General features: G+C 53.3%; 28 protein-coding genes. 13 read left to right on the top strand and 15 right to left on the bottom strand.

Annotated features, from left to right (window positions below):
* Nucleotides 1-73: 73 nt before the first annotated feature.
* From BMZ14_RS07755 to hda, 12 genes are all read right to left on the bottom strand, one after another.
* The gene (locus tag BMZ14_RS07755; RefSeq protein ID WP_074796368.1) at nucleotides 74-349 is read right to left on the bottom strand and encodes a hypothetical protein; all 276 of its coding nucleotides are present in this window, start codon (nucleotides 347-349) and stop codon (nucleotides 74-76) included.
* Nucleotides 350-690: 341 nt separating this feature from the next.
* Entirely contained in the window at nucleotides 691-1,698 is a 1,008-nt protein-coding gene (locus tag BMZ14_RS07760) for an SDR family oxidoreductase (protein ID WP_074796370.1), read from the bottom strand.
* 547 nt (nucleotides 1,699-2,245) lie between these two features.
* A complete protein-coding gene (locus BMZ14_RS07765; RefSeq protein ID WP_074796372.1) occupies nucleotides 2,246-3,346 on the bottom strand; it encodes a serine/threonine-protein kinase in 1,101 nt (366 codons plus the stop codon).
* The gene (locus BMZ14_RS07770) at nucleotides 3,343-4,395 is read right to left on the bottom strand and encodes a serine/threonine-protein kinase (protein ID WP_074796374.1); all 1,053 of its coding nucleotides are present in this window, start codon (nucleotides 4,393-4,395) and stop codon (nucleotides 3,343-3,345) included. Before BMZ14_RS07770 ends, BMZ14_RS07765 begins: the two co-directional genes overlap by 4 nt.
* A complete protein-coding gene (locus tag BMZ14_RS07775) occupies nucleotides 4,392-5,570 on the bottom strand; it encodes a PP2C family protein-serine/threonine phosphatase (RefSeq protein ID WP_143071922.1) in 1,179 nt (392 codons plus the stop codon). Before BMZ14_RS07775 ends, BMZ14_RS07770 begins: the two co-directional genes overlap by 4 nt.
* A 212-nt stretch (nucleotides 5,571-5,782) precedes the next feature.
* The gene (gene ubiD, locus BMZ14_RS07780; protein WP_074796378.1) at nucleotides 5,783-7,246 is read right to left on the bottom strand and encodes a 4-hydroxy-3-polyprenylbenzoate decarboxylase; all 1,464 of its coding nucleotides are present in this window, start codon (nucleotides 7,244-7,246) and stop codon (nucleotides 5,783-5,785) included.
* A 9-nt stretch (nucleotides 7,247-7,255) separates the two neighbouring features.
* Nucleotides 7,256-8,128, bottom strand: coding sequence for a 4-hydroxybenzoate octaprenyltransferase (ubiA, locus tag BMZ14_RS07785; protein ID WP_074796380.1), 873 nt, complete (start codon nucleotides 8,126-8,128; stop codon nucleotides 7,256-7,258).
* Nucleotides 8,128-8,670: a chorismate--pyruvate lyase family protein gene (locus BMZ14_RS07790; protein ID WP_074796579.1), complete on the bottom strand. Its 543-nt coding sequence runs from the start codon at nucleotides 8,668-8,670 to the stop codon at nucleotides 8,128-8,130. Before BMZ14_RS07790 ends, ubiA begins: the two co-directional genes overlap by 1 nt.
* A 169-nt stretch (nucleotides 8,671-8,839) precedes the next feature.
* On the bottom strand, nucleotides 8,840-9,616 hold the full coding sequence (locus BMZ14_RS07795; RefSeq protein WP_074796382.1) for a 4'-phosphopantetheinyl transferase family protein: 777 nt from the start codon (nucleotides 9,614-9,616) through the stop codon (nucleotides 8,840-8,842).
* Between the two features lie 73 nt (nucleotides 9,617-9,689).
* A complete protein-coding gene (locus tag BMZ14_RS07800; protein ID WP_074796384.1) occupies nucleotides 9,690-10,679 on the bottom strand; it encodes a FecCD family ABC transporter permease in 990 nt (329 codons plus the stop codon).
* An 82-nt stretch (nucleotides 10,680-10,761) separates the two neighbouring features.
* Entirely contained in the window at nucleotides 10,762-11,424 is a 663-nt protein-coding gene (locus BMZ14_RS07805) for a histidinol-phosphatase (RefSeq protein ID WP_074796386.1), read from the bottom strand.
* On the bottom strand, nucleotides 11,421-12,098 hold the full coding sequence (gene hda / locus BMZ14_RS07810; protein WP_074796388.1) for a DnaA regulatory inactivator Hda: 678 nt from the start codon (nucleotides 12,096-12,098) through the stop codon (nucleotides 11,421-11,423). The genes BMZ14_RS07805 and hda overlap by 4 nt, the downstream gene beginning before the upstream one ends.
* 111 nt (nucleotides 12,099-12,209) lie before the next feature.
* Here hda and purM point away from each other — a divergent pair, with 111 nt between their 5' ends.
* The 7 genes from purM (at nucleotide 12,210) to BMZ14_RS07845 (ending at nucleotide 17,578) form a co-directional block, all read left to right on the top strand.
* Nucleotides 12,210-13,268: a phosphoribosylformylglycinamidine cyclo-ligase gene (gene purM, locus BMZ14_RS07815; RefSeq protein WP_074796581.1), complete on the top strand. Its 1,059-nt coding sequence runs from the start codon at nucleotides 12,210-12,212 to the stop codon at nucleotides 13,266-13,268.
* Nucleotides 13,269-13,323: 55 nt separating this feature from the next.
* The gene (purN, locus tag BMZ14_RS07820) at nucleotides 13,324-13,962 is read left to right on the top strand and encodes a phosphoribosylglycinamide formyltransferase (RefSeq protein WP_074796390.1); all 639 of its coding nucleotides are present in this window, start codon (nucleotides 13,324-13,326) and stop codon (nucleotides 13,960-13,962) included.
* Nucleotides 13,959-14,723, top strand: coding sequence for a DUF3108 domain-containing protein (locus BMZ14_RS07825; protein ID WP_074796392.1), 765 nt, complete (start codon nucleotides 13,959-13,961; stop codon nucleotides 14,721-14,723). Before purN ends, BMZ14_RS07825 begins: the two co-directional genes overlap by 4 nt.
* Before the next feature lie 120 nt (nucleotides 14,724-14,843).
* Nucleotides 14,844-16,109: an RsmB/NOP family class I SAM-dependent RNA methyltransferase gene (locus BMZ14_RS07830; protein ID WP_074796394.1), complete on the top strand. Its 1,266-nt coding sequence runs from the start codon at nucleotides 14,844-14,846 to the stop codon at nucleotides 16,107-16,109.
* A complete protein-coding gene (locus BMZ14_RS07835; protein WP_074796395.1) occupies nucleotides 16,106-16,693 on the top strand; it encodes a phospholipase D family nuclease in 588 nt (195 codons plus the stop codon). The genes BMZ14_RS07830 and BMZ14_RS07835 overlap by 4 nt, the downstream gene beginning before the upstream one ends.
* 301 nt (nucleotides 16,694-16,994) lie before the next feature.
* A complete protein-coding gene (locus BMZ14_RS07840) occupies nucleotides 16,995-17,222 on the top strand; it encodes a hypothetical protein (RefSeq protein ID WP_074796397.1) in 228 nt (75 codons plus the stop codon).
* 59 nt (nucleotides 17,223-17,281) lie between these two features.
* Nucleotides 17,282-17,578 (top strand): hypothetical protein, encoded by a 297-nt coding sequence (locus tag BMZ14_RS07845; protein ID WP_074796399.1) that lies wholly within the window; start codon nucleotides 17,282-17,284, stop codon nucleotides 17,576-17,578.
* Between the two features lie 22 nt (nucleotides 17,579-17,600).
* On the opposite strand, the gene gloA is transcribed toward BMZ14_RS07845, so the two are convergent.
* Nucleotides 17,601-17,990 (bottom strand): lactoylglutathione lyase, encoded by a 390-nt coding sequence (gene gloA / locus BMZ14_RS07850; protein WP_074796401.1) that lies wholly within the window; start codon nucleotides 17,988-17,990, stop codon nucleotides 17,601-17,603.
* A gap of 1 nt (nucleotide 17,991) precedes the next feature.
* Nucleotides 17,992-18,180, bottom strand: coding sequence for a rubredoxin (locus tag BMZ14_RS07855; RefSeq protein WP_074796403.1), 189 nt, complete (start codon nucleotides 18,178-18,180; stop codon nucleotides 17,992-17,994).
* A 49-nt stretch (nucleotides 18,181-18,229) separates the two neighbouring features.
* On the opposite strand from BMZ14_RS07855, the gene thiD reads away from it, so the two are divergent.
* From thiD to hemL, 3 genes are read left to right on the top strand one after another with little or no spacing between them, the layout of a single operon-like run.
* Complete coding sequence (gene thiD, locus BMZ14_RS07860; protein WP_074796405.1) at nucleotides 18,230-19,069, top strand: bifunctional hydroxymethylpyrimidine kinase/phosphomethylpyrimidine kinase; 840 nt, start codon at nucleotides 18,230-18,232, stop codon at nucleotides 19,067-19,069.
* On the top strand, nucleotides 19,050-19,754 hold the full coding sequence (gene thiE, locus BMZ14_RS07865) for a thiamine phosphate synthase (RefSeq protein ID WP_256208473.1): 705 nt from the start codon (nucleotides 19,050-19,052) through the stop codon (nucleotides 19,752-19,754). Before thiD ends, thiE begins: the two co-directional genes overlap by 20 nt.
* On the top strand, nucleotides 19,741-21,024 hold the full coding sequence (hemL, locus tag BMZ14_RS07870) for a glutamate-1-semialdehyde 2,1-aminomutase (protein ID WP_074796407.1): 1,284 nt from the start codon (nucleotides 19,741-19,743) through the stop codon (nucleotides 21,022-21,024). Before thiE ends, hemL begins: the two co-directional genes overlap by 14 nt.
* Before the next feature lie 76 nt (nucleotides 21,025-21,100).
* On the opposite strand, the gene BMZ14_RS07875 is transcribed toward hemL, so the two are convergent.
* Nucleotides 21,101-21,754: a c-type cytochrome gene (locus tag BMZ14_RS07875; protein WP_074796585.1), complete on the bottom strand. Its 654-nt coding sequence runs from the start codon at nucleotides 21,752-21,754 to the stop codon at nucleotides 21,101-21,103.
* Nucleotides 21,755-21,849: 95 nt separating this feature from the next.
* Between BMZ14_RS07875 and BMZ14_RS07880 the strand changes: the two genes are divergently transcribed.
* From BMZ14_RS07880 to BMZ14_RS07890, 3 genes are all read left to right on the top strand, one after another.
* On the top strand, nucleotides 21,850-22,458 hold the full coding sequence (locus BMZ14_RS07880) for an SPOR domain-containing protein (RefSeq protein WP_074796409.1): 609 nt from the start codon (nucleotides 21,850-21,852) through the stop codon (nucleotides 22,456-22,458).
* 266 nt (nucleotides 22,459-22,724) lie between these two features.
* Nucleotides 22,725-23,525 carry a type I methionyl aminopeptidase gene (gene map / locus BMZ14_RS07885; protein WP_074796411.1) on the top strand — a complete coding sequence of 267 codons (801 nt, stop codon included), beginning with the start codon at nucleotides 22,725-22,727 and terminating at the stop codon, nucleotides 23,523-23,525.
* A gap of 3 nt (nucleotides 23,526-23,528) precedes the next feature.
* Nucleotides 23,529-26,210, top strand: a complete 2,682-nt coding sequence (locus BMZ14_RS07890) for a [protein-PII] uridylyltransferase (protein WP_074796412.1) — start codon at nucleotides 23,529-23,531, stop codon at nucleotides 26,208-26,210.
* Nucleotides 26,211-26,323 lie beyond the last annotated feature (113 nt).

The following is a 26,323-nucleotide window of genomic DNA, read 5'->3' on the forward strand; positions in this document are numbered from 1 at the left end:
AACTGAAATGCCTGTTGACCAGTTCGTGAATCGCAAAGAAGGCTGTCCCCGCACAGAAAAACGGCGGATGCTATTACTGCTTATACGGTTTTTTGTCCATTACTTCCTGATCTCTGTATTCGTGTTTCACTCCCGGCGGCAAATTCTCCGGCATCTTTTCGCGCATGATCTCCGAGGTTGAACTCGGCTGATCCCCCTTCTTGCCTCCGTCCCGCTTGCTCGTGTCTTGAGGAGAGGGTTTAGTCGTTGTTTCCTTGTTCTTGTCGGAATCATGCGATCCAGCGGCCGCACCGAAGCTGCAAACAGCCGTGAAGGCGGCCAGAATAACAGTACTTGTGAATTTATTCATTTCAAGCTCCTATGGTTGCGAGGGTAGAAAAAATATCGTTTCGGGTGACTCATATCGGTGCTGTTTTTCCGAAATAGGTCCCGTGAAGCCAGAGGCGACCGGCTTTCGCTGATTTTCCCGTCGACGTACTTGCAGAGACGATACGTATAGGCTTCGATAGTATCGGTGCGCTAACGCACCATAGGATCGCATTGCTGCGGATTGCCAAATTCAGGCATTAGAGCCATAAAGTAAAAACAAGGGTCAAGAAAATGGGAAGCGGAGCCAGCCTGTATTTTCCTTGCATTAACCCCTTCCTTGTAAGCAGGCAAATGCATCCGCTTCCAATAATGTCCAGAATGCTAAGGGTGTCCTTCCCCGCCCGAGGCACCGTACACTTGTCCGGTTACGTAGCTCGATTCCTGTGATGCTAGGAACACATACAATGGACCCAATTCCGCCGGTTGTCCGGGCCGGCCAAGGGGCATATCCCTGCCGAACCTGCTAAGGTCAGGCCATCCAGTGGTTTGCAATGGTGTCCAGAATGGTCCCGGCGCCACCGCGTTTACCCGTATACCCTGCCGGGCTACCTGCCTTGCCAGCGATTTTGTGAAGGCGATGTTGCACGCCTTCGTCTGCGCGTAGTCGAGAAACCCCTCCGAAGGAGTGTAAGCCTCAACGGAGCTTGTATTGATAATCGTCGCGCCGGGCTTAAGGTGCGGCATGGCGGCCCTGGTGATCCAGAACGGCGCATAGACGTTGCATTTGAATACCGAGTCGAACTGCTCTGTCGTGAGATCAACGATCGAGAGCTGCCCGGCTGCCATGGCGGCATTGTTGACAAGGATGTCCAGCCCGCCCAGCTCGCGGACGGCGTCGGCGACGAGCCGGGAGCAAAAATCCTCGTTCCGGATGTCGCCAGGGATCGCAACGGCCTTTCGCCCTTCCGCCCGTATCAGTTCCACGACCTCCCGAGCGTCGGGCTCCTCGACCGGGAGATAGTTGATCGCGACATCGGCACCCTCGCGCGCAAAGGCGATGACGGCGGCGCGGCCAATCCCGGAATCGCCGCCGGTCACGAGCGCTTTTCTGCCCACCAGCCTGCCCGAACCTTTGTAGCTTGTTTCGCCATGATCGGGTCGCGGTACCATCTTGCTCGCAAGGCCGGGCGGCTCCTGTTTTTGCTGCGGGAAGGGGGGAGCTGGATATTGCGTTGTCGGGTCCTGTTTACGGGACTGGCTGAGCCCTTGCAGTGAACCCTGCTGCCCTTGCTGACCGAAAGCAGGGGAAACGAATGCCGTAGCAAGGCCGGCAGTCATACCACCAACAAATTGGCGCCTGGAGGCGCTCGCGTCGTCTTCTGGTTTCATACCTGTTCTCCCATGAAAGTTGCTGAGGTGGTTTCCGATCAGAAATTCTCGCCAGGGGCGATCAGGCCCAGAAGCTGTCTTCGCGGTGAACGGCCACAAAGACAAGCAATAATTGTTCGGCCGGGAAATATGATTTCGCGTTTCGCTTATCTCTGCCGTGCGTTAAAGCACATTATAGAGGCAAGTGTGTAATTGCGGACGAACTGAGCTGACGCAGTTTTCCCGACGGTTTAATTTGGAATCTCGCTGCTCGTTGTTCAGATGCTACCGGTCTGACAGATACCCAATGTTTGAGGGATCGGTGGCGATAATTGACAGCTCGATAGCTCAAGACCGCAGCCATTGGCGCTTTCCTAATTTAAGAGGTCTGCATAATGAACGAGTTCGTTTTTCAAGTTGGAAAAGAAGCTCTCAGTCGCTGCATCGCCCTAGGCGTCGCCGAGTTAGGTAAGCGCGACACCGGAGCCTTTGTGCGCGAGATGCTTAATGATCGCCCCGCTGATACAGGGGCTCACCTCTGATAACTAACACGTTGAATACACGTCGCTTACTGGTCGCTACTAGTCGGCCGAAGGGGTAAAATAGGATGTGCACGACCATTACCTCCACCGGCATGAAAACAACAAGAGACTCGCCTACCAACTTTGATAAGATTAGGAGCACCATAAAAACTATCTTGGTGGAAAAAATAATCATCCATTCCTGCGTTTAAAAACCCCCAAGCATGCCCTTTTGGCCTCCAACTTGAGATGTTTGCAATAATGCGAGGCTGAATATCAAATGATAAGTTTGAAAACCATTCCACAAGAGTAGGCGCCGTCGGTCGATCTAAAGGGGCTTTGGACATGCACTTAACCGCAATATCCCAAATCTCGTTACCGAGAGCACGATACTGGATGAACTGATCAATGAGTTGCGGCTTATCAGGGATCTTGGCTGCATAGATTCGTGGAACAGCCGACAGCCCAGTTCCGAAAGGATACTCACCAGTTAAAAGCCTATAAAGGATGGCCCCAAAGGCCCAAATATCGACTGGCTTATCAGTAAGTTTAGGTGTTTCGATCATCTCCGGGGCCATGTATGGTAAGGCCCCTACGATAGTTGATGAACCTGCTGTACCTAAAGACTCGTTGTTATAGACCGCATCGTCTAATTGTTGCTCCACTAGACGCGCAATACCGAAATCAGTAACTTTAAATGTGTAAGAGCCATCTTTCACCTCAGCGATTATATTACTCGGCTTCAAATCACGATGAACAACATTAACATGGTGCGATGCCATCAATGCTTTGCTGAAATGGTGACCGAATTGAGCGACAAGATGGGGATCAAAATATAAATACTCCCGTTCAAGGAGTGATTCTATATTGCTGCCCTCAACAAGCTCCTCAATCAATATTTCCACTCCTTCGTCATAAAGATAGTCCAAAGTCTTAGCGACGTTAGGATGATTAATGCGTGCTGCTAGAACAGCGCTTCTCTTAAAACGTTTTGCACCGGAGCTGGTGAACGGTGACTTAAGAGCTACATTGCGATTCAGCAGGTGGTCTCGGGCAACATAAACTTCTTGCATACCCCCTGCATCAAGAAACGAGATGACTTCATACCTTTCGGAGAACCTCTGTCCAGCACTAAAAAGCTTACTCACACAAGGACCTCCGGATGACTAACATCGAATGTTACAAAACGTCTAGAACCTGACGCGCCTAAGACAATGACATATGATCCATCAAGAATATCACCAACCGCCGCGGGTCGATTATTGATAAAGATATCTCCGTAAATTTGCGAAAATTTAAAATCATAGCCATCGTAGATTATTTCGATGGAATCGAAGGTGCCGCGAGCAGCCTTGATTCTTGGATTATTACGATCCAATATCAGTATATTTGTACCGTCGGCTACTAGGGCGCGGTGACGATTAACGAGAAGCTCTCGCTTCAACGCTTTCGCAATGGTATCTAAGTCTGGGCGAACCGGAGGCGCGAGATCGAGGCATGCATCTATCAGTTGCGCAACAGTAGACGCTACAGCAACATGGTTTGATATCGTTGCTCCAACTGGAAGCGGATGAGGTGGGGCAAGGCCATTAGCAGTAGGAGGAAGTGCTCCGGTTGCGAGAAAGAAAGCTGTGGCGCCGAACGCATATGCATCAACCGGCTTATCAATTATTGGTGTCGTCGAAAAAAGTTCTGGGGCCATGAATCCCGGAGTACCTGTCAAAACTGCGGTGGTTTTTGGAAGTGGCCCAATTTTGGCGAGACCAAAGTCAAATATCTTTATAGCGCCATCTTGATCGCGCTTTATGTTATTTGGTTTTAAGTCTCGATGCACTATGCCGCATGAATGGATATCCCGAACTCCACAAGCTACTTGATATAGTACATAATAGTAATCTAAGACTTGGAAACCTGAGCTGTAAAACTGCATAAGATCATCGTTCGGAAGAAACTCCTCCACTAGCGCAAAATCATTATTGTCATTGATAATGATCATGTCATATATCTGAACAACGTGCCGAGATTTTATCTTTTGAAGTGCGGTGATTTCATCGATTAAGCGCGGCATTTCGGTTTTTTCAGTAATCATTTTGATGACGACATCCCGCATTAGATGCTGGTCATCGCAGATGAAAGTAGTCCCAAAGCCACCGCTGATGGGATCCTGCTTTACAACATATCGAGGAGGAAACTTCATTCTTTTTCGGGAATAAACTGCAGGACCAAAGTATTAGCTTGCCTGTCATCTTTTTTGACTGTTGTTTTTTTGCTTCTCTTGTTTCTGGGCATATTAGTGCTGATATTAGATCGGGATTTTCGAGAAACCTTCTCAGCAATTTTGGTCGTTCTGACCCGCTCCGGCGGCGACCCAGATGTTGACCCTAAAGCTGAGTTATTAGCAGTTGACTTGGGCCGTTCGGCGTAAGTAACATTTTTTGGCACAAAGATAACGAGGGTCTCGCCAAATGCGGTTAGCGTTAGACAGGAACTTGCACCATTACGGCCAATGTCTGCAAAATTGGGATGGCATGGGTAAATAGCAATTGACGCATTGTCATCGCCACCAAGCCATTCAGCCATGGTCATGACTCGATGAGCCAATTCTCTTGTCTCGAGTTTCTGTTTGAACAAGATCTCAAGAACTTCTTGACCGATAAAGTAGGCGCCATCGGTCATCAGAGCTAGTCGCGCGTCACTCGTCATCATGTCGTATGATGGCAGAGTGATAACATGAGGTTCGATGCCATCACCCATGCCGATAAATTGTGAGAGTCGATTATCCACCGAGTCTGGGTAACGCCACGGCTCCAACCGCTTGCTAGATGTCGCGAGAGACGCTGATACGGTGTCATCTTTAGTTAATTGCAATAAACCTTCATCAGAATTTAAATAAATTCGACTATCGCCCACACTCAAACCTGCAGCGCCCTGCTTACCAAAAAGCACGGCACAAATGGTCGTTCCGCCCCGTGCCTGGTATCGCTTATAAACCGTCTCATTAGAAAACCGCGCCGCTTCTAATAGAAGGCTTTTGATGCCTCGAGTACAGTCGCCGAAACTTAGATAGATTGCAAATGATGCTAATGCCAGAGATGCTGAACTACCGCCGGCAGCCATCCCGCCAATGCCATCTAACAGGACAATAGCCTTCACATCGGCACCGTTTGATGCTTGGTTCTGAACATCTATCAAAGCTATACGATCTTGATTTTCTGAACGCACCGCACCACTTGATGTAGCGATAACCGCGGCGCCATCAAAGAAAATATCGTTCTTTTTTCCCGCTCGCGCCTCAAGCCAGGAGAAAGCGGTCGATATATACTCCTGGAGTTCTGTACTCATTGGGTCTACACCAGCTTCGCTTTTTCTCATCTAAAATAACCATCTTTCTTTGATTGCTGCGTCGACAATACAGACCGCTTTATCCCCGATAAAGCAACATACTCTTAACTTGGCTTAAACGTAAGGAAGTTAAAGTAAAAGGTGAACTTCGATACCATATTTCTCTTAGTCTAACCGACCAATATCTCTCAGGCGGCTTTTCAGCGGGTCGAAGTTCAATCCGATAAAAAGCGGAATCCCAGTCACAATCCCAAATCCTTCCAAATCTCATCCACCCTCGCCTTCACTGCCCCATCCATCACAATAGGAGCACCCCATTCCCGGCTAGTCTCTCCAGGCCATTTGTTAGTGGCATCCAACCCCATCTTCCCACCCAGCCCAGATATGGGGCTGGCAAAGTCTAGATAATCTATCGGCGTATTTTCAACGATAAGCGTGTCGCGCGCCGGATCGACCCGGGTAGTAATCGCCCAGATAACTTCCTTCCAGTCACGGATATTAACGTCATCATCTGTGACAATAATGAATTTGGTGTACATGAACTGCCTGAGGTAACTCCACACGCCGAACATGACGCGCTTGGCGTGGCCGGCGTACTGTTTTTTCATGGACACCACCGCCATTCGGTAGGAGCAGCCTTCCGGCGGCAGGTAGAAGTCGACGATTTCGGTGAACTGCTTTTGTAATAGAGGCACGAATACTTCGTTGAGCGCAACGCCAAGTATCGCCGGCTCGTCCGGAGGCTTGCCGGTATAGGTGGAATGGTAGATTGGGTCACGGCGCATGGTGATGCGCTCGACGGTGAATACCGGAAAGGTCTCCTGCTCATTGTAGTAGCCGGTGTGATCGCCAAAAGGGCCTTCCACGGCTGTCTCATCGGGGTAGATATATCCTTCCAGCACGATTTCGGCGCTAGCCGGAACCTGCAAATCATGGCTCAGGCATTTGACGATCTCGGTTTTTGCCCCTCGAAGCAAGCCGGCGAATTGATATTCGCTCAAGCTGTCCGGAACAGGCGTCACGGCACCTAGAATGGTCGCCGGGTCAGCCCCTAGCGCCACTGCGATGGGATAAGGTTTTCCCGGATTGGCCAGACAAAAGTCCCGAAAATCCAGCGCCCCGCCACGGTGGGCCAGCCAGCGCATGATCAGTTTATTTGGCCCGATCACCTGTTGCCGGTAAATGCCGAGATTCTGCCGCGTCTTGTGCGGCCCTCTGGTGACGGTCAAGCCCCAGGTGATCAGGGGGCCCACATCTCCCGGCCAGCAGGTCTGAATCGGCAGCCGGCCGAGATCCACGTCTTTGCCTTCCCATAGGACATCCTGGCAGGGGGCTCGCGAAAGCTCTTTCGGCGCCATGTTCAGTACCTGTTTCAGCACCGGGAATTTGTCCCACGCATCTTTCAAGCCTTTGGGCGGGTCGGGCTCTTTAAGATACGCAAGAAGCTTCCCGACTTCCCGTAACGCTCCAACGGAATCCTGCCCCATGCCCATGGCCACGCGCCGAGGCGTGCCGAACAGATTTCCCAGCACGGGAATAGTATGCCCTTTGGGCTTTTCAAACAGAATGGCCGGACCACCTGCCTTCAACACCCGGTCACAGATTTCGGTCATTTCCAGATGGGGATCGATTTCGACGCTTATGCGTTTCAGTTCGCCCTGATTTTCCAGCTGGGCGATAAAATCGCGCAGATCCTTGTATTTCATCTGGATCGCTTATGAGGTTGCCGTGATGAGGTAATCAAGCGCAATGCCGGCAAATATCGTTGCGCCCACCCAGTTGTTGTGAAGAAAAGCCTTGAAACAGTTTGCCCGGTTGCGATCGTGAATCAGACGGTACTGATAACGTATCAACCCTGACGCGACCGCCAGACCTGCGTAATAAATAATGCCCAGCTGCTCTATCAGCCCTATGACAGCCATGGTGGCGATAAAAGTAATATGGCACAGCATCACGCCCGCCACGTCGAAGCGGCCAAAAGTGATGGCGGAGGTCTTGATGCCGATCTTGAGATCGTCAACTTTATCCACCATTGCGTACTCTGTATCATAGGCAATCACCCAAAGCAGGTTCGCCGCCATCAATAGCCATGCCATATGGGGCACTTCGCCGGTTTGCGCGGCAAAAGCCATGGGGATGCCGAAGCTGAAGGCAATGCCGAGATACGCTTGTGGCATGGCGAAGAAGCGCTTGGTGAAGGGATAGCTTGCCGCAAGAAATAGTGCAAGCACGGATAGTTCAAGCGTGAGACGGTTGAGCGGCAGTATCAGCAGAAACGCGCACAGACTTAACCCGGCCGCCAGCAGCAGCGCTTCTTTGGAACTCAGCTTGCCGGTAGCCAGGGGGCGGTTTTTGGTGCGTTCGACATGCGCGTCGAAATTGCGGTCGGCATAGTCGTTGACGACACAGCCCGCGGAGCGCATCAGCACCGTGCCGAGTATGAATATCACCAGAATGTTCGTGCTGGGCACGCCATCCGCGGCAAGCCATAAACCCCATAAAGTGGGCCATAGCAGCAGCAATATACCGATGGGCTTATCGAGCCGCATCAGCTTTTCATAATGGCCCAGGCGCTGCGTTAACGTCATTATCCCAACTCCAGAATGGAAGGAAGAAATACTTCGGTAACGAGTATGGACTGCCCGTGCAAGCTGAATAAGGAGCGCCGCGCCCACAGGCCGGACGGCTTTGCTTTCAAATTCCTGCAGGCACGATTGAAAAGTGGATGAACGGAATTCAATCTTTTGAACCGGAGCGGTGTGCGTTTTATCACTGGATTAGTAAATAATACGGTGCCCAATGACCTGTTACCCAAGCCGTTCAACCCCCGCCATGCGCCGCGCAGATCTTTTCTCGCCACTACCGAATGAGCAAATACCACCGGCGTATCGCCACAATACAAATACACTTCCCGTATCAGCGCCCGTTCCTGCCGGCGCAAGTTCATAAGGGCAAGTTCATCTCCGCATGCCGTTGCCAGTGACTGGAACACTGGCTTGACGCGAAATTCGCCGCAGCAACGCTGCTGAATGAGCTGCGTAAGCGAACCCCGATTCTGCAACCAGCCACGAGCATGGGGTGATACGGAAGACGGCGCAGGATGCCATGGCAATGACTGGACAGCATTCATTAAAGTGAAACTGAAAAAGGGTGAATTATGCCGCATAATCCAGTGCGGCTGAACCTTTATCCCCAAAGGTGATCCGCCAGAGAATTTCGCCAATTTATTTCCAGGCGGGAAAAACTTTCTGGTTGAGCTAATTCACATTGAAATCTCGATGAAACTGACTGAGTTTTGGTCACTGCGCCGAATGATCTCTTACTTCTGAGAACAACCGCTCCAGCAGCACGCCTGAGCCGTAATCACGCAACTCAACCACTTTGGACGCAATGTCCACGGCGACGCAGCCCAGTACGTTCCGGCCGGGCTCGAAAAGCAGCAGCCGCCATGAATTCGGAAGGGTATTATCGTCCGAATCAAAGAGAATCTTCGGTTCCCTGCTTTTCGCAAGGCTGATTTCAAAACTGTCCAAGGGCTTTGAAAGTCCCAGCCCCAGGGCCTTGATGTAAGCTTCCTTACAGGTCCAGAGGGTAAAAAAACCGGCATTCACCTCATGAGAGTCCATCGCAAGCAGCCATGCTTGTTCGCCCGGCGCAAAATACGACGAAATCGTTTCAGGCTCCTCAAAATCCCGGAAAGTCTCGACATCTACTCCGACCCCGGTTCCACGGGCAACTGCATGGATTATGCAATCGCCGGAATGCGCCACATTAAATTGCACTGAGCTGACCGGATACTCAAGAAACAACTTACCGTATTGATTTTGTTTGAACCGGATCCGGGCAGGATGAGCGCCTGTATATCGTGCTAGCAAGCAACGCAGGAAGGCGCGTCCCAAAACAAATAGCTTCCGGTCGCGCTCGAAGTGGAATCGGGCTGCACGGTCTCGCTCCTCCTCATCAAGGACCGACAGCAGATCATCGAACGGAATACCTGTTTGCGCGACGGAGGTATACCAAAGGTGAACCGTACCTGCATGAAGTTCGATAGGCGACGGGGAAGTCATGGGATTCATCCGCAACCTCCGGCTCGAAATTCGGGAGTCAGATTATCAAAGTCCATATTGACCGGACGCACGGATATAAAAACTAAGAGCGCTTTTTTGACAGCAGCAGCAACAGCGTGGGCACGCCCAGCAACGCCGTCAATACTCCCACCGGCAATTGCTGAGGCGCCCACATGGTGCGGGCAAGGGTATCGGCCAATGTAAGGAAGCCGCCCCCTAAAAGTATAGCGAGGGGCAGGAGCCAGCGAACGTCGTTGACTCCCAGCAGGCGAACGGCATGCGGCACGATCAGGCCGACGAAACCGACTGCGCCGGCCAGCATCAGAGCCGCCACCGTTGCCAATGACGCAAAAAAATAGATTCCCATCTGCAGCGGTAACACGGCAACACCCAACGTTTTCGCTTTCATCTGGCCAAGGCTCAGAACGTTGAGGCTGCCGGAAAAAAGCATGCTCACCCCTGCTGCAAGAATCAGCGCCAGCCATGCGGGCAGCAGTCCTTCGGCGCGGGAAACGTCGCCCATCAGCCAGAACAGCATGCCTTTTACATCGCTGGCCGGCGCCAGGGTCAGGATCAGCGTTGTCAGCGCGGTACTGCCGGCGGACAACACTACCCCTGTCAAAAGCAGACGGTAGAGATTCCAGTCCCCGGTGCGGTAGCTCAAGCCGAAAACAATGGCAATCGCGGTCAACGCGCCGGCTAGGGAGGCAACATTGGTCAGCATGAGCCCCCCTCCCAGCAGCATTGCGAGGAGGGCGCCCACCGCCGCGCCGCCGGACACCCCCAGAATATAAGGATCAGCGAGCGGGTTACGCAATAACACCTGCAATAAGGTTCCCGCCAGGGCCAGCAGGCCGCCACACGCGAAAGCCGCCAGAACGCGGGGTAAGCGAAGCTGCCAGATAATTTGATGCGCGACGCTGTCGTTCCTATCGTTTGGCGACAACAGGACCTGGACAATACGGCCAGCAGCGATGTCGACACTGCCGAAAAGCAGGCCGGTGAACACGCCGCCAAAAGCCAGCAGACAGAAGAGAGTCAGCAGCAATAAAGGATATTTCGCGGCTGTCACGCCAATACGCGAACATTCATATTTCCCGGCAGCGGATCAACAGCGATAGCATGTCATTGCATTTGCCATTTCCACCGACCCCCTAGCGCAAACTGATGATGGGCCATTTGTTTTTTTCAGCATAGGCCTTGAGTGTTGGATCAGGATCGACCGCCACCGGATGGGTGACCTTTTTTAGCAGCGGCAGATCGTTCAAAGAATCGCTGTAGAACCAGCTTTCCAAAAATGACAGCCAAGTCAGATTGTGCTCGTCAAGCCAACTTTCCAGGCGAGCGATCTTGCCCTCCCTGAAACAGGGGAGGCCGGAAACCCGGCCCGTGAATTCACCATCCTTTTGTTCCGGCTCCGTAGCGATGAGATGACTTATACCCAGTGCCCGGGCAATGGGCGCGGTTACAAAGCTGTTGGTCGCGGTAATGATGACGCATAGGTCACGGCCGAGCCTGTGCCTGTTGATCAGTTCCTTCGCACTGGGCGTTATCAAAGGCAGAATCCTTTTCTCCATGAATTCGCGGTGCCAGGCATCAAGTTGGGTTCGGGGATGGCGCGACAGGGGCTTTAGCTGAAAATCCAGAAACTCATGTATGTCGAGGGTGCCGGCTTTGTACTGTTCGTAGAATTCCACATTCCGGGCTTCGTAAACTTCACGGTCGAGCACGCGCTGCTCTATAAGGAATTGCGCCCATTGGAAATCGCTATCGCCGTTTAAAACCGTATTATCGAGATCGAACAGCGCCAGATTCATGAGGTGGCCTGCAATAGTTCACGTACCAGGGGAACGGTGATTTTCCGCTGACTGGCCAGGGAATAGCTGTCAAGGGCATCGAGGGTCGCCATCAAGGAGGGCAAGTCGCGTCGTTCGTGCCGCAGCAAGTAGTCGCATACCTCCTGCGACAAATCAAGTCCGCGACTGATTGCATGGCTTTTCATGGCTTCCACTTTTTCCTCGTCGGTCAGTTCATGAACCTGGTATACCAGACCCCATCCCAGGCGCGTGACAAGGTCTTCCCGCAGCTTTAATTGCGCCGGTGCGGCCGGGCCGGTTACCAGCAGAAATGCGGCGCCTTCATCACGAATACGATTATAGAGATTAAACAAGCCGATTTGTGCCCCGTCGTTAAGGCGGTCCACATCGTCCACGAGAACGCAATCGGTTTCGCTGCCATCAGCAAAATGGGTATTTTCATCACAGGCAAAGTACGCCGTGCTCATTTTGTTGCGCATACAGACTCCGGCTACGCCCTGAAGCAGGTGGCTTCTGCCGCATCCCGGCGGCCCCCACAGATAAATAATACGTTCACTCTCCCGTCCCGCGAGAACGCCGTCCAAAGCCTGCAATAGCTCGGCATTGCGCCCGGGCACGAAATTAATCAGCGTGGGTTGCGGCGACGGCGTGATGCCCAGCAAGAGCTGTTCCATCTAATGTTTATTGTCCAGGTATTACCGGCGTGCGTGGCGCAGCCTTGCATTTACGGTAAAATTGCCTTTTTTGAAAGCAGCACTCTAACCGCAACCAGGCGAGAACTCAACTTGACTTCATCCCGACAGGAAGATTCCAGCTCCATCCCTCTCTCCTACCGCGCAGCGGGTGTGGATATTGACGCGGGTGATCGCTTGGTGGAGAACATCAAACCCTATGCCAGGCGCACGATGCGTCCGGAAGTACTCGGAGGCATAGGCGGGTTTGGGGCGCTATTCGAGATTTCCAAAAAATACCGTAACCCGGTCCTGGTATCGGGTACCGATGGCGTCGGCACAAAATTGAAGCTTGCCTTCCAGTTTGGCAAGCATGATGGAGTGGGTATAGACCTGGTGGCAATGAGCGTCAACGATATCCTGGTCCAGGGAGCGGAACCGCTATTCTTCCTGGATTACTTCGCGTGCGGGCGCCTGGACGTGGACACGGCAACCCGGGTAGTGAAGGGTATTGCGGCAGGCTGCGAACAAGCAGGGTGCGCTTTGATCGGCGGCGAAACGGCCGAGATGCCAGGCATGTACCCGGAAGGAGAATACGATCTTGCGGGCTTCGCCGTGGGTGCCGTCGAGAAAGACAGCCTCATCACCGGCTTGACCATTCGGGAAGGCGACGCGGTTTTGGGGCTTGCTTCCAGCGGCGCCCATTCCAACGGCTACTCGCTGATTCGCAAGATTGTCGAAAAAAATAACATCGACTTGTGCACCGATTTCAACGGCGAAGCGTTAATCGACGTCATCATGGCGCCAACGCGGATTTACGTGAAACCGCTGCTCGAACTGATGAAGCGTCTGCCGGTTAAAGGCATGGCCCATATCACAGGTGGTGGGCTATCGGAAAACATACCCCGTGTTCTGCCAGACGGTGTCACGGCGATTCTCAAAAAAGAGACATGGGACATGCCTCCGCTTTTTCGTTGGCTGCAACAGCAAGGCAACGTGGCGGATAGTGAAATGCATCGCGTGTTTAATTGCGGCATCGGCATGGTGGTGATAGTGGCGCCGGAACTGGCCGATGCCGCAATGCAATCTTTGCGGTCCTCCGGCGAAACTGTACGGCGTGTAGGCACAATTCGACACCGCAATGCAAATGAAGCTCAAACCATCATCGAGTGATTGACCGGGTACATAAAAATAGCCAAGCCACGGTGATTCAAGCCAGTTGCTGACAATGAAATCCCTTGTAATTCTCATCTCCGGCCGCGGCAGTAATATGCAGGCGCTGATCGAAGCAAAACTTCCAGTCAGGGTAGCCGCCGTCATCAGCAACAAGCCGAATGCGCCGGGATTGGAAATCGCAAAAATGCATGGTTGTGAAACCATCGTGGTAGACCAGCGGTCTTACCCCGAACGCGCGGCGTTTGACGCCGCGTTGATGGAAACAATCGACGCTTATCAGCCGGATCTGATCGCCCTTGCGGGCTTCATGCGCATTCTCGGCAACGATTTTGTCAACCACTATCAGGGCAGGCTGCTGAACGTTCATCCCTCGTTGCTGCCTGCTTTTCCGGGTCTCAACCCTCACCGGCAGGCGTTGAAAGAGGGCGTAAAGATACACGGCTGTACAGTACACTTTGTCACCGCGCAAATGGATTGCGGGCCAATCATTATTCAGGCTGCGGTTCAGGTACGGCCCGATGACACCGAGGAAACGCTCGCGGCACGGGTGTTGCAACAAGAACACCGCATTTACCCGGAAGCCGTGCGCTGGTTTATGGAAGACCGGTTGAAGCTCTCCGAGAATCGCGTAAACGTGAGCAATGCCGGATTTAATGGCTCAGTCTTATATTCACCGGGATCAAACAAATGAAACAGCTAGCAGTTGCCCTATTGTGCGGTTTAAGTTTTTCCACTTTTTCCGCTTTCTCCGCTTGTGCCGCCGATATTCCTCCTCGCGTGGATATCAGTTATTCGGTCACTTCCGGCAGCCTTGAAGCGGAAATGAATGACACATTGGAAATCAGGCAGGAAAACGGTGCGCGCCGGTATGCAATCTCCAGCGAAGGCCGCGCCAAAGGCCTGCTGGCGCTGACACAGCCAGACAGCTTGGTACGTGATAGCGAAGGGATCATAACCGCAAAAGGAGCGCTGCGCCCCGAACGCTTTTCGGATCAGCACGGGGCAAAAATCCCGAAGGTCGCTATTTTCGACTGGAGTAACAAGCTGCTGACCCTTCAGCACAAACGCGGGGAGGAAAAAAAGGCCCTGCCCGCTGACGCTTTGGACAGACTGAGCCTGCTCTACAGCTTCATGTTTTCTCCCGCGCCCGGCAAGGTAATAAACCTGCACGAAACCGATGGCCGGCGCCTCGAAGTGGCAAGTTATACCGTTGGCAAGGAAACCCTGGATACACCGATGGGCAAACTTGAAACTATCGTGCTGACAAAGAGACTGGAAAAGGAAGGCGATCGGGACAAGAAAATATGGCTTGCCGTCGACCATCATATGCTACCAGTGCGCGTCGTCTCTGCGGAAAAACTCGGTATCGTGACCGATCAGATGGTCAAGAAAATAAGATATGGAGAAACGCCAAAGACGCCAAACACCTTCCAGCAGGGCCGCCTGCAATGAGTAAAAAGCGGGAATGATCCTATAAACCCGCTTTTCCCCGCGCACCTCTTTCCCAGGATGATATGCGCTCCATCTTGGCAAGGGGTGTCTTAGCCTTACTTTTTGCCGAACCGACAATAAATGCGTCTCACCCCTGCCCACTTGGACATGGCTACCGCTGCACTGCGTGCCGTGCTTCCGCTGGAATACCCTGCTGATTCGATATTGCGGCATTTTTTTCGTGATAATCCAAAGCTTGGAGCAAACGATAGGGCTTTTATCGCAGAAACAGTATTTGGCGTCCTGCGCCACCGGTTCTTTCTTGAAAGCGCCGTCGAAATTGCAACGCCTCGTTCACTACTGCTCGTATATCTGGCCAAATTTCAAGGTTTGAATTTGCGCGAACTCATACCGCTTGCCAGCGAGGCTGAGGCAAAGTGGCTCATGGGCATCAAGGCGGTATCCGTGGAATCACAACTGCTTGCAGTCCAGGCCGAGTTTCCGGATTGGCTGATGGAAAAACTGCACGGTTTTATGGAAGACAACGAGATTCTCGATCTGGGACGCTCCCTGCAACACGCCGCACCCCTCGACTTGCGCGTAAATACGCTCCTTGCAACTCGGGACGAAGTCATTGCTTCACTAGCCAAAGATGGGATCGAGGGCGGCGCCACGCCTTATTCGCCCATTGGCATTCGCCTTGCAGGCAAGCCGGCTATCAACCGCCAGGAGTTGTTTCTCTCGGGCAAAGTGGAAGTCCAGGATGAAGGCAGCCAATTGCTAGGCTATCTGCTGGCACCAAAGCGGCGGGATATGGTGGTTGATTTCTGTGCGGGAGCCGGGGGCAAGTCGCTCATGCTGGGTGCGTTGATGCATTCGCAAGGACGCATCTATGCTTTTGATAATTCCGAAAAACGACTGAACAACCTCAAGCCGCGCCTCAAACGCTCAGGCTTATCCAATCTCTACCCGCAACTGATCACGAACGAAAACGACATCAAGGTAAAACGGCTGACGGGGAAGATCGACAAGGTGCTGGTGGATGCGCCGTGTAGCGGCTTGGGGACGCTGCGCCGCAATCCTGATCTGAAATGGCGGCAGTCATCGCAGAGCGTGGAAGAACTCAAGCGCAAGCAGGCGGCAATTCTGTCCTCTGCGGCAAACCTGCTTAAACCAGGCGGCAGGCTGGTCTATGCTACCTGCAGCTTTTTGCCGGAAGAGAATCAGGAAATCGTCCAGAATTTTCTGGACTGTCATCCCCGGTTCATACTGCTGACCTGCTCCGAATTGCTGGCGCAGCAAAAAATCCCGCTCGACACGGGCACATTCCTGCAACTGTCACCCCGTCTGCACGGTACAGATGGGTTTTTTGCCGCTGCGCTGGAATTATCGGGGACCGAAGCGTGATATCGCTAAACCGTAGCGCTTTCATAACGGGTTGCCTGGCGATATTTCTTTCGGCGTCCGCGGCAGCCTTTGAGTCGCCCTCAGACAGGGATCGTAAAACTCCTCCTGTTCTATCCGCCACCGGCACAGTGCAAGTGGCTTTCACGCCGGGAGATGATGCAGACAAGCTCATCGCTGATGCGATTCATGATGCTCAGCGCCAGATCCTGGTGCAGACATTCAGTTTTACCCATCGCAAGATAGCGGACGCATTGATTGCAGCCAGGCAGCGGGGAGTGGACGTTAAAGTTCTTGCGGACAAGGACCAGATCCACAGGATTGCCACGAGCTTGATTTCGAAGATTGCCGCTGAGGGTGTACCGGTCTTTACTGACTCCGAGCACACCAGCGCCCATAACAAAGTCATGGTGATCGACGCGGGGAGCCCGGAAGCGACGCTGATAACCGGCAGTTTCAATTTTACTCAGGCCGCGCAGTATCGAAACGCGGAGAATGTGCTGGTGATACGCAATAACGCTCCGCTTACCAATCTCTACCTGAAAAACTGGCACCGCCATTACGAGCACTCACGGCCTTACCGGTAGGCGCAATTACGGTTTTTAACCGCACGCATCCATTAGTGAGCCCAGAGTCTGCCGGTCATTCCCTGATTCCGGTTCCAGCATCACCTACCTGTCAGACTACGCCGGCTCACTGATGTACCGTCCTTGATATAAAGCCTGATTTTGGATAAGATAACACAATCAACCAGTTGGAATTTTTATAAATGAAATTCCCGGTTCCAAAAGGAAAATAATCACGCTAATTGCTGTAGGAGACCGCTGCATTATCAGGCGCCGCGACAATCTGTTCGTAGAAACCAACCCTGACGTTTTATCAAGAATCATGAAGAAAACTTTCCTGGTCATATTCTTTACGCTACTGTCCACATACGTTTTTGCGCAAAAAGAGGCTCAGGAATTCCCCTGGAGCAGGGCCGCAAAAATCATGGATGCAGATGAGGCAAAGGCCTCTACAAGAAAAAAGGCAGAGCGACCGTCCGAGGCGGACATGAAAAAGCCTGAGAGGAGAGAGAATACTAAAGAGGATACGAACAACAAGAAGAGTAAGTAGAGCTTGGTTCCCTGGCATCAAGTTTTATTTCAGACGCGAACTCTTGATCCGGGGGCTTTATGGGCGCTTTAATCTTCTATATCGGGATCTACTTCCTCGGTTACTATGCCGCGTATCTGATCAATCAACTGGCAGGCCGAATCGTGATCAAGAACCGCCGCCTGCTGGGGCTTGTTGCGGCTCTCGCTGTCGGCGTGATTCACGGCTACAAGATAATCAGCAGTCCTCCTCCTCATCATGGCGACGGGGCAGGCTATGCACTCGCCTTATACGTTATCCTGCCTCTCACAATAATCATGGCTGGCGTCTTGTTTCTCAGGTGGCAGGACAAACAGGACGAAGAAGACGGGCGTTAGTTACAACCGTAGGAGCTGAAACCTATACCGTCTTTTTCTGTATGAGCTCTACCTTGTAACCGTCCGGATCTTCCACGAAGGCAATGACCGTGGCGCCATGCTTCATGGGCCCCGCCTCACGCGTAACCCGGCCGCCACGCTTTTTCACTTCCTCGCAGGCTTGATAGGCGTCGTCCACTTCTATGGCGATATGTCCGTAGCCCGTACCCAGATCATATTTTTCAACATCCCAGTTGTGGGTCAGCTCCAATACTGCGCCAGCCGCCTCATCCTGATAACCGACAAACGCCAGCGTGAATTTCCCCTCGGGATAATCCTTGCGGCGTAACAGCTTCATCCCCAGCACATCTGTGTAGAACGTAATGGATTTTTCCAGATTTCCAACACGCAGCATGGTATGAAGAATGCGCATTTCAGATCTCCACCATCTCAAAATCTTCCTTCCGGGCAGCGCATTCCGGACAAGTCCAATTCATGGGCACGTCTTCCCATAAAGTGCCTGGCGGAATACCTTCCTGCGGCGAACCCTCCGCTTCGTCGTATATATAGCCGCAAATGAGACACATGTAACAACGGTAAACGCGAGTTTCGGTCGGAGGCATGATGAATGAGAGTAATTTGGGTTAAAATATTATTTTACGGTATTAGCCCATGTCTCAGCCACCCCCCGCAGTACTTTCTTTCGCGGCCAGCGACTCTACCGGGGGCGCTGGCATTCAAGCCGATATCCTTACGCTTGCCAGCATGGGATGCCATCCTCTCACCGTAATTACCGCCATTACGGTGCAGGATACTGCGGGCGTGGAAGACGTAATGGCGCTGGACCCGGAATGGGTTGCGGACCAGGCGCGCGCCGTGCTCGAAGACATGCCGGTGCACGTATTCAAGATCGGGCTATTGGGCAGCGTCGAAATCATCACGGCCATTGCCGAAGTGGTTTCGGATTACCCCGATATCCCGCTGGTACTGGACCCGGTACTCGCCTCGGGTCGGGGCGACGAACTAGCCAGTGAAGAAATGGTGGCGGCGATGCGCGAATTGCTGCTTCCCCAGGCGACCATCATTACCCCCAACAGCATCGAAGCAAGGCGGCTCGCGCAGGATGATGAGGACGACGATGACACCCCCGGCCTGAGCCAGTGCGCTAGCCGGCTTCTGCATATGGGGTGCGAGTACGTGTTGATCACTGGAACCCATGAAAATACATCGCAGGTGGTTAACCATCTGTATAGCGCCGGCGGTGTTGTCCGTGCCGATACCTGGGACCGGCTGGCAGGCTCCTACCACGGTTCCGGCTGCACCCTTGCTTCGGCGATCGCCGCCGCGCTTGCCAATGGGCTGCCGATTGCGGACGGAGTATATGAAGCGCAGGAGTATACCTGGCAGTCGCTAAAAGCGGGATTTCGCCCGGGGATGGGGCAGCATCTGCCAGACAGGTTATTCTGGGCCCGTGATGATAACGATGCCGCAAATGGAAACAAAACAGAATAACGTGGCCCGTAAAATGATGCGACGGCAGATTTCCGGCCTGTACGCGATCACTCCCGATATGGCGGATACCGCCAGCCTCGTTGAGATGGCGCGGCAGGTGCTGGCAGGAGGGGCACGGCTGGTCCAGTATCGCAGCAAGATCAATGACGGCACGCTGCGCTTGGAACAGGCGCATGCACTCGCTCATCTTTGCAGGAGGTTTCGCGTGCCCTTCATTGTTAACGATCATCCCGATCTTGCCGTGGAGGTCGACGCTGATGGCGTACATCTGGGCAGGGATGATGCGGGGATATCCGAAGCACGACGCGATTTGGGGCCCGAAAAAATTATCGGGGTCTCCTGCTATAACCGTCTGGAGCATGCCGTTGAAGCCGAGCGACAAGGAGCGGATTATGTCGCGTTCGGCGCTTTTTTTGCTTCCGTCACAAAACCTGGCGCGGTGTCCGCGCTCATTGGCCTATTATGTGACGCACAGCGTAAATTGCATATTCCCATCGTCGCCATCGGGGGTATTACGCCGAAAAACGGCCTTGAATTGATTGGCCACGGCGCGGATGCAGTGGCCGTGAGCAACGCTTTGTTTTATGACGGCAACATTCAGTCTGCGGCGGAGAGTTTTTCCCGATTATTCAAGCCGGGTCAGTCTTCAATTTCTCATCATGGGTTAGTCAATAATGTCACGTAACCAGCAATTATTCGAACGATCTCAGGAATATATTCCGGGCGGCGTCAACTCGCCGGTTCGCGCCTTTAAATCAGTGGGCGGCACCCCGGTATTTTTACAGCGCGGGCAAGGGGCCTATGTGCTGGATGCAGACGATAAAACCTATATCGATTACGTCGGCTCCTGGGGTCCATTAATTCTTGGCCATGCTCATCCGGAAGTGATTGAAGCGGTACAGGCGGCAGCCCGAAAAGGTTTGACGTTTGGCGCACCCACCGAGGCGGAACTGGAAATAGCGGAACTGCTGTGCAAACTTGTTCCTTCAATCGAGCAAGTGAGAGTGGTGAGTTCCGGGACTGAAGCCACCATGAGCGCCATTCGCCTTGCACGAGGCTATACCGGCAGAAATCGAATAGTGAAGTTCGAGGGTTGCTACCATGGCCATGACGATGCCTTACTGGTCAAGGCAGGTTCAGGAGCGCTGACTTTCGGCCACCCAAGCTCCGCCGGCGTTCCGGTGGAAACCGCTTCCAGCACCGTAGTGCTGGATTACAATGATCTCGACGGCGTGGAACAGGCCTTCAGCCAATTTGGCGAAGAGATCGCCACGGTTATCGTCGAACCCGTCGCGGGAAATATGAATCTTATAGCACCGAAGCCTGGCTTCCTGCAGGGGCTGCGCGAGCTATGCACCAGGCACGGCAGCGTACTCATCTTTGACGAAGTCATGACCGGCTTTCGTGTCGGGCTGGAATGCGCCCAGGGCCTCTACGGCATAAAACCCGATCTTACCACCTTGGGCAAAGTGATCGGTGGCGGCATGCCGATGGCCGCCTTCGGCGGCAGACGAGACATCATGCAGTGCCTGGCGCCGGTTGGAGCGGTATATCAGGCAGGCACCCTTTCAGGTAACCCGGTGGCAGTAGCGGCCGGACTTGCCACGTTGAAGCTGGTACAAGCACCGAATTTTTATGAAGAACTCGCCTCCAGGACCCGGCAGCTTACTGAAGGCCTCGCCGCTGCCGCTGAAAAACATGATATTGCTTTTTCCGCGCAGTCGATAGGAGGCATGTTCGGCCTTTATTTCCGGAAAAATCTGCCGGAAAGCTATGTTGAGGTAATGAGCTGCGACAGGGATGCTTTCAACCGCTTTTTCCATTCGATGCTAAAGGAAGGCATTTATTTCGCCCCGTCAGCATTTGAAGCGGGATTTGTTTCCGCGGCACATGGCGATGCCGAAATCAGCAAGACACTGCTTACGGCTGAAAAAATTTTCAGTGCCGGAAACTAAAAAGCGGCCCGAGCCGTTTTAATTGGCTCAGGCCGCCTCGATTGCCGCCATTCCCTAGAATCAGTTCGTTCAGCGTTTATTGGCGCAGGCCCGAAATAAACTCGGACACAGCCCTCAGTTCCTTTTCTGTCATGCGCGAGGTGATCGTGTGCATCACATCGTTTTCGTCGTTTGCACGCTGCTCTGTGCGGAATGCCCGGAGTTGCCCGAGAGTGTATTCCGAGTGTTGCCCGGCAAGCCGGGGATATTTAGGCGGAAGACCAGTCCCGTTGGGTGAATGGCAACCGGTACAGGCGGGAACGCTGGTTTCGAGATTTCCGCCCCGGTATAATTGCTCGCCTTGCTCAGCCAGTGATTTATCCTGAGCTACCCCAGGCTTGGGTGTCTGCTGGGCATAGTAAGCGCCAAGATTCCTGATGTCCTCCGCCGAGAGCGGCTCAACCATTGCGGTCATAATCGCACTTTCCCGTTCAGCAGGCTTGCCGTCCTTCGACTTGAAATTATTCAGTTGCTTGATGATATACTCGGCATGCTGACCGGCCAGGCTTGGATTTGCGGGAATAATACTGTTGCCGTCAGGATTGTGGCAAGCCGCGCAAACCTGAGTCGCAATTTGCTGGCCCTTGGCTGCATCTCCTTTGTCACTGCCGGGCTCGGGAGCGGTTTCGGCGAAAACCTGACTGGATAAGGCCAATGCCACCGAGACCGCAATGTTCGAAATTAGCTTCATGCCTTGCATTCCTGGAACTCCGAAAAAAGGTTTTTGCGATTAACATGGCATTTTAACAAGGCAAAGGCTGAATAACAACAATAAGCTATCGGCAGATGAGAACATTATTTTTTTTATTGCTGTTTATCAACCTCGCCTTTGCGGTTTATATTCAACTGGAGCCGGTTGCAAGAAGCGGACCACAGCCCGCGCCCGAGTTCCGGCCGGAAAAAATCAAGCCTCTGCCCGCGATTGCCGCTCAGGCAACAACCACCTGCCTGGAATGGGGAAGGTTTGTTGAAGCGGATCTGGAGCGTGTGGAGGCCGCAATTGCAAAGCATGGGCTGAGCGAACAGGTGAGCCGGCAGGATATAGGTAAAGCGCCTGTTTACTGGATACACATTCCCCCTTTGAGAAGCAGGCAGCACGCCGAGCGGAAGATGGGAGAGCTCAAGAGGCTGGGGGTTACCACTTATACCCTCGTTCAGGACGACAGCAAATGGAATAACGCCATCTCCATGGGGTTTTTTGAAAACATAGAAGATGCGCAGGCTTTTATGGCGGCGCTGAGAAGTAAAGGCGTAAGATCAGCGATTATCGGCGCACGCAATCTGGAGCAGGTGAAGTTTGTGGCAAGAGAGCCATCGGAGAGCGTAACAGGTAAAATGACGGAGTTGAAACAGGAATTCCCCGGCAGCGAACTCAAGACAACCAAGTGTAATTAGAAAAAAATTGGCCTGTTCAAGCGCTGCTCACGATAGCAACCAGGGGGCTGCCTTGATAGGGATAAACTCGGCTTTATCGCACTTGCCTGCGGAAGCGATGCTGCGCATCGCCGCCTCCTACTCGCCTTAAAAAGCATTTACCGAACGTCGAATCGCCTGTTCCTGATCCCAATACGGCTAGCTTGATACGGGACTTGCAATGCCATGTCCGCACCCCCATCATACGTTTTTTCCACCGAAAGCGTTATCACCGATCCGGAATCATTATGACAGTACCTCTCAAAACCCCTCAAGAGATAGAAAAAATGCGCGTGGCAGGTAAACTCGCATCAGAGGTGCTGGACTACATCGCACCCTTCGTCAAACCCGGCGTTACTACTGAGGAGCTTGATACACTGTGCCATGACTATATGGTCAATGTTCAGAATACAATTCCGGCGCCACTGAACTACGCCCCGCCCGGATATTCGCCGTATCCGAAATCCATCTGCACATCGGTCAATCACCAGGTTTGCCACGGGGTGCCGGGCCAGAAAACGCTGAAATCCGGCGATATCGTCAATATTGATGTGACCGTCATCAAGGATGCATACCACGGCGACACCAGCCGAATGTATTACGTCGGCGAACCAGGAATCCAGGCCCGGCGCTTGTGTGAAACTACCTACGAATCCATGTGGCGAGGTATCGAGGAGATCAAGCCGGGAAGGCACTTGGGAGATATCGGCCATGCCATCCAGCAATTCGCGGAAAGTCACGGATACAGCGTGGTGAAAGAATTCTGCGGCCACGGGATCGGCGTGAAATTCCATGAAGAACCGCAAGTGCTCCACTATGGCCGAGCCGGCACCGGGCTGGAGCTCAAGGCCGGCATGATTTTTACGGTGGAGCCGATGATCAATGCGGGAAAGGCTGCGATACGCCAGATGGCCGACGGCTGGACCATCGTAACCAAGGATCACAGCCTGTCTGCACAGTGGGAACATACCGTGCTGGTCACCGATAAGGGATATGAAGTCCTGACTCTCTCGTCCGGCTCGCCTGCAAAGCCGGTTTTTCGTTCGTGATTAATGGACCGGCTTGATGTAAGGCCATTGGAAAGTCCTTTTAACCCTGAAGCCGTCAAGGAAGCACTGCTTCAGGGCCGCGAGTTGCTACACCGACGTTACGGCAAGAACAGGAATGGCGCAGCCTCCTTGCTGCGCCGCCACAGTCGATTGGTGGATGGCATCCTGCGACATGTCTGGCGAGAAACCGGAATGCCCGATTCCATTGCCCTGGTGGCAGTGGGAGGCTATGGCCGCGAGCAACTCTTTCCTCATTCCGACGTCGATCTGCTGGTATTGCTTTCAACTGAAGGAAGCGGTGCGAACACGGTGGCTGGCGGTAATGAGGCACGGCTGGAACAATGGGTGGGATTGTTGTGGGATATAGGGCTGGAGGTCGGCCACAGCGTTCGCACCATTCCGGAATGTGTTGAAGAAGCCGCCAAGGACATCACTGTTCAGACCAGCCTGCTGGAAGCCCGGCAGCTTGCGGGACGCCGGCAACTGTTCAAGGAACTTTCGCGCTCCATGCAGGCCTTGCTTGCGCCCCGCACATTTTTTACCGACAAGCAGCTTGAGCAACGGCAACGCCATAGGCGTTATCAGGACGCGACATACAAGCTTGAGCCTAATATAAAGGAAAGCCCCGGCGGCCTGCGGGATTTGCAAAACATTCTCTGGGTCAGCCGCGCGGCAAAATCGGGGAACTCCTGGAAAGACCTTGCCAAGGGAGGATTCATTACCCCTCGGGAAGCCCGTCTCGCTCAACGCAACGAAAGCATCCTGCAGGACCTTCGTATTCGGCTGCACTACCTCGCGGGCAGGCGTGAAGACAGGCTGCTATTCGATTACCAGACTCCCCTGGCAGATGAACTCGGTATAACTGGAAAGCCGCCGCGCCGCGCCGGTGAAATGCTGATGCAGCGGTATTATCGTGCCGCGAAGTCGGTAACACAGATCAATACCATACTGCTGCTCACCCTGCGCGCCGAGATTTTTCCCGATCAGGTTGCCGCTCCTGTCATTATCAATGAACGTTTTCAAAAGCGTGGGGAATGGCTGGAAGTACGCGATGAGAGCGTGTTCAGCCAATATCCAGGTGCCATTCTTGAAAGTGTTCTGCTGTTGCAGCAGCATCCCGACCTGATGGGCCGTAGCGCGGCAACGCTTAGAGCAATGTGGCGGGCAGCGCCACTCGTTAACGCAGCATTCCGGCGCGATCCTCGCCATTGTGCCCTGTTCATGGAAATCTTGCGCCAGCCCCGCAGATTGACGCGTGAACTGAGATTGATGAATCGCTTTGGCATTCTGGGACGCTACATTCCAGCGTTCGGCCGTATCGTCGGGCAGATGCAACACGATCTATTCCATGTCTATACGGTGGATGAACATATCCTGATGGTAGTGAGAAACCTCCGGCAGTTCATGGCGCCCGAGTTCGCCCATGAAAATCCGCTGTGCAGCCGGCTCATCCGCGATTTCGAACGGCCTGAAGTGCTGTATCTTGCCGGACTGTTCCACGACATCGCCAAAGGGCGCCAGGGAGATCATTCGAAGCTTGGCAAGGTGGATGCCGTGCGTTTCTGCAAGCGGCATGAAATGTCGCCCGAAGACACTGAACTGGTCGCGTGGCTGGTGGAAAACCATTTGCTCATGTCTGCCACAGCGCAAAAAAAAGACATTTCCGATGTGAACGTGGTTGGGGATTTTGCCCGGCGGATGGAGAATGAGCGACGCCTCATCGCGCTTTACCTGCTTACCGTTGCGGATATTCGAGGCACCAGCCCGAAGGTATGGAATGCGTGGAAAAGCAGACTGCTGGAAAATCTGTTCCGAAGGGCGCAGCGCCACCTGTGCGGCGAGATTACTGACGCCGGCGGGACGCTGGAAAGCCGCAAGCAACAGATTCGGGAATTACTTCAACTCGACGATATCGATAATACTTCCGCAGGGACGCATGAACGATTCTGGTCCGCGCTTGATCCTGCCTATCTGCTGGCGCATGATCCACAGGAAGTCGCCTGGCATACGCATCACTTGAGCGGGCAAATGAAAACAGCGATGCCCGTGGTGAAGGCGCGTACCGCACCATCCGGAACGGGCGTGGAGGTGCTGGTTTATACTGCCGATCAAAAGGATTTGTTTGCCCGAATCTGCGATTTTTTCGATCGCATCGATTACAACATCGTTCAGGCTAAAATTCATACTACCCTTCATGGCTATGCGCTGGACAGCTTCCTGGTACTCGATCCCTTCGATGTTTCCCAGCCCCCCCGTGATGAGTTCAACTTTTTAGAGCATGAGCTGTCGCGGCAGCTAGAACAGCAAGCGCCCCTGGAACCACCGTTGAGCGGACGCCTGAGCCGTCACCTCAAGCATTTTCCAATAACACCGGAAGTCAATGTCCAACCGGACGAAAAAGGCATGTGCCATGTCCTGTCGATCGTTGCCGGCGACCAACCGGGGTTGCTCTCGCGTATCGCACAGGTGCTGGTGCATTTCGAGGTAAATGTGCGAAGCGCGCGAATAAATACCCTGGGCGGACGCGTCGAGGACACATTTCTGGTTACGGGAAACGTATTGAATGAATCAAGAACCGTGATCCGACTGGAAACAAAGCTGATAAAGGTACTAGAGACTTCATGCGAAACAGATATGGAATCTGCCGACAGCCTATCTTCAGGACGTGCTGTTGATGCGACTTGAATCCCTGCCGATGACTAGCTCAAGCTATTGAGCTGGTACCGGGCAGTACGGGTAGGTCGGGTTAGCGTAGCGTAACCCGACAAAAAACTGTTGCAGCAGCAGCGCGAGCCTGC

The sequence above is a fragment of the Nitrosospira briensis genome (assembly GCF_900115125.1).
GTDB lineage: Bacteria > Pseudomonadota > Gammaproteobacteria > Burkholderiales > Nitrosomonadaceae > Nitrosospira > Nitrosospira briensis_A.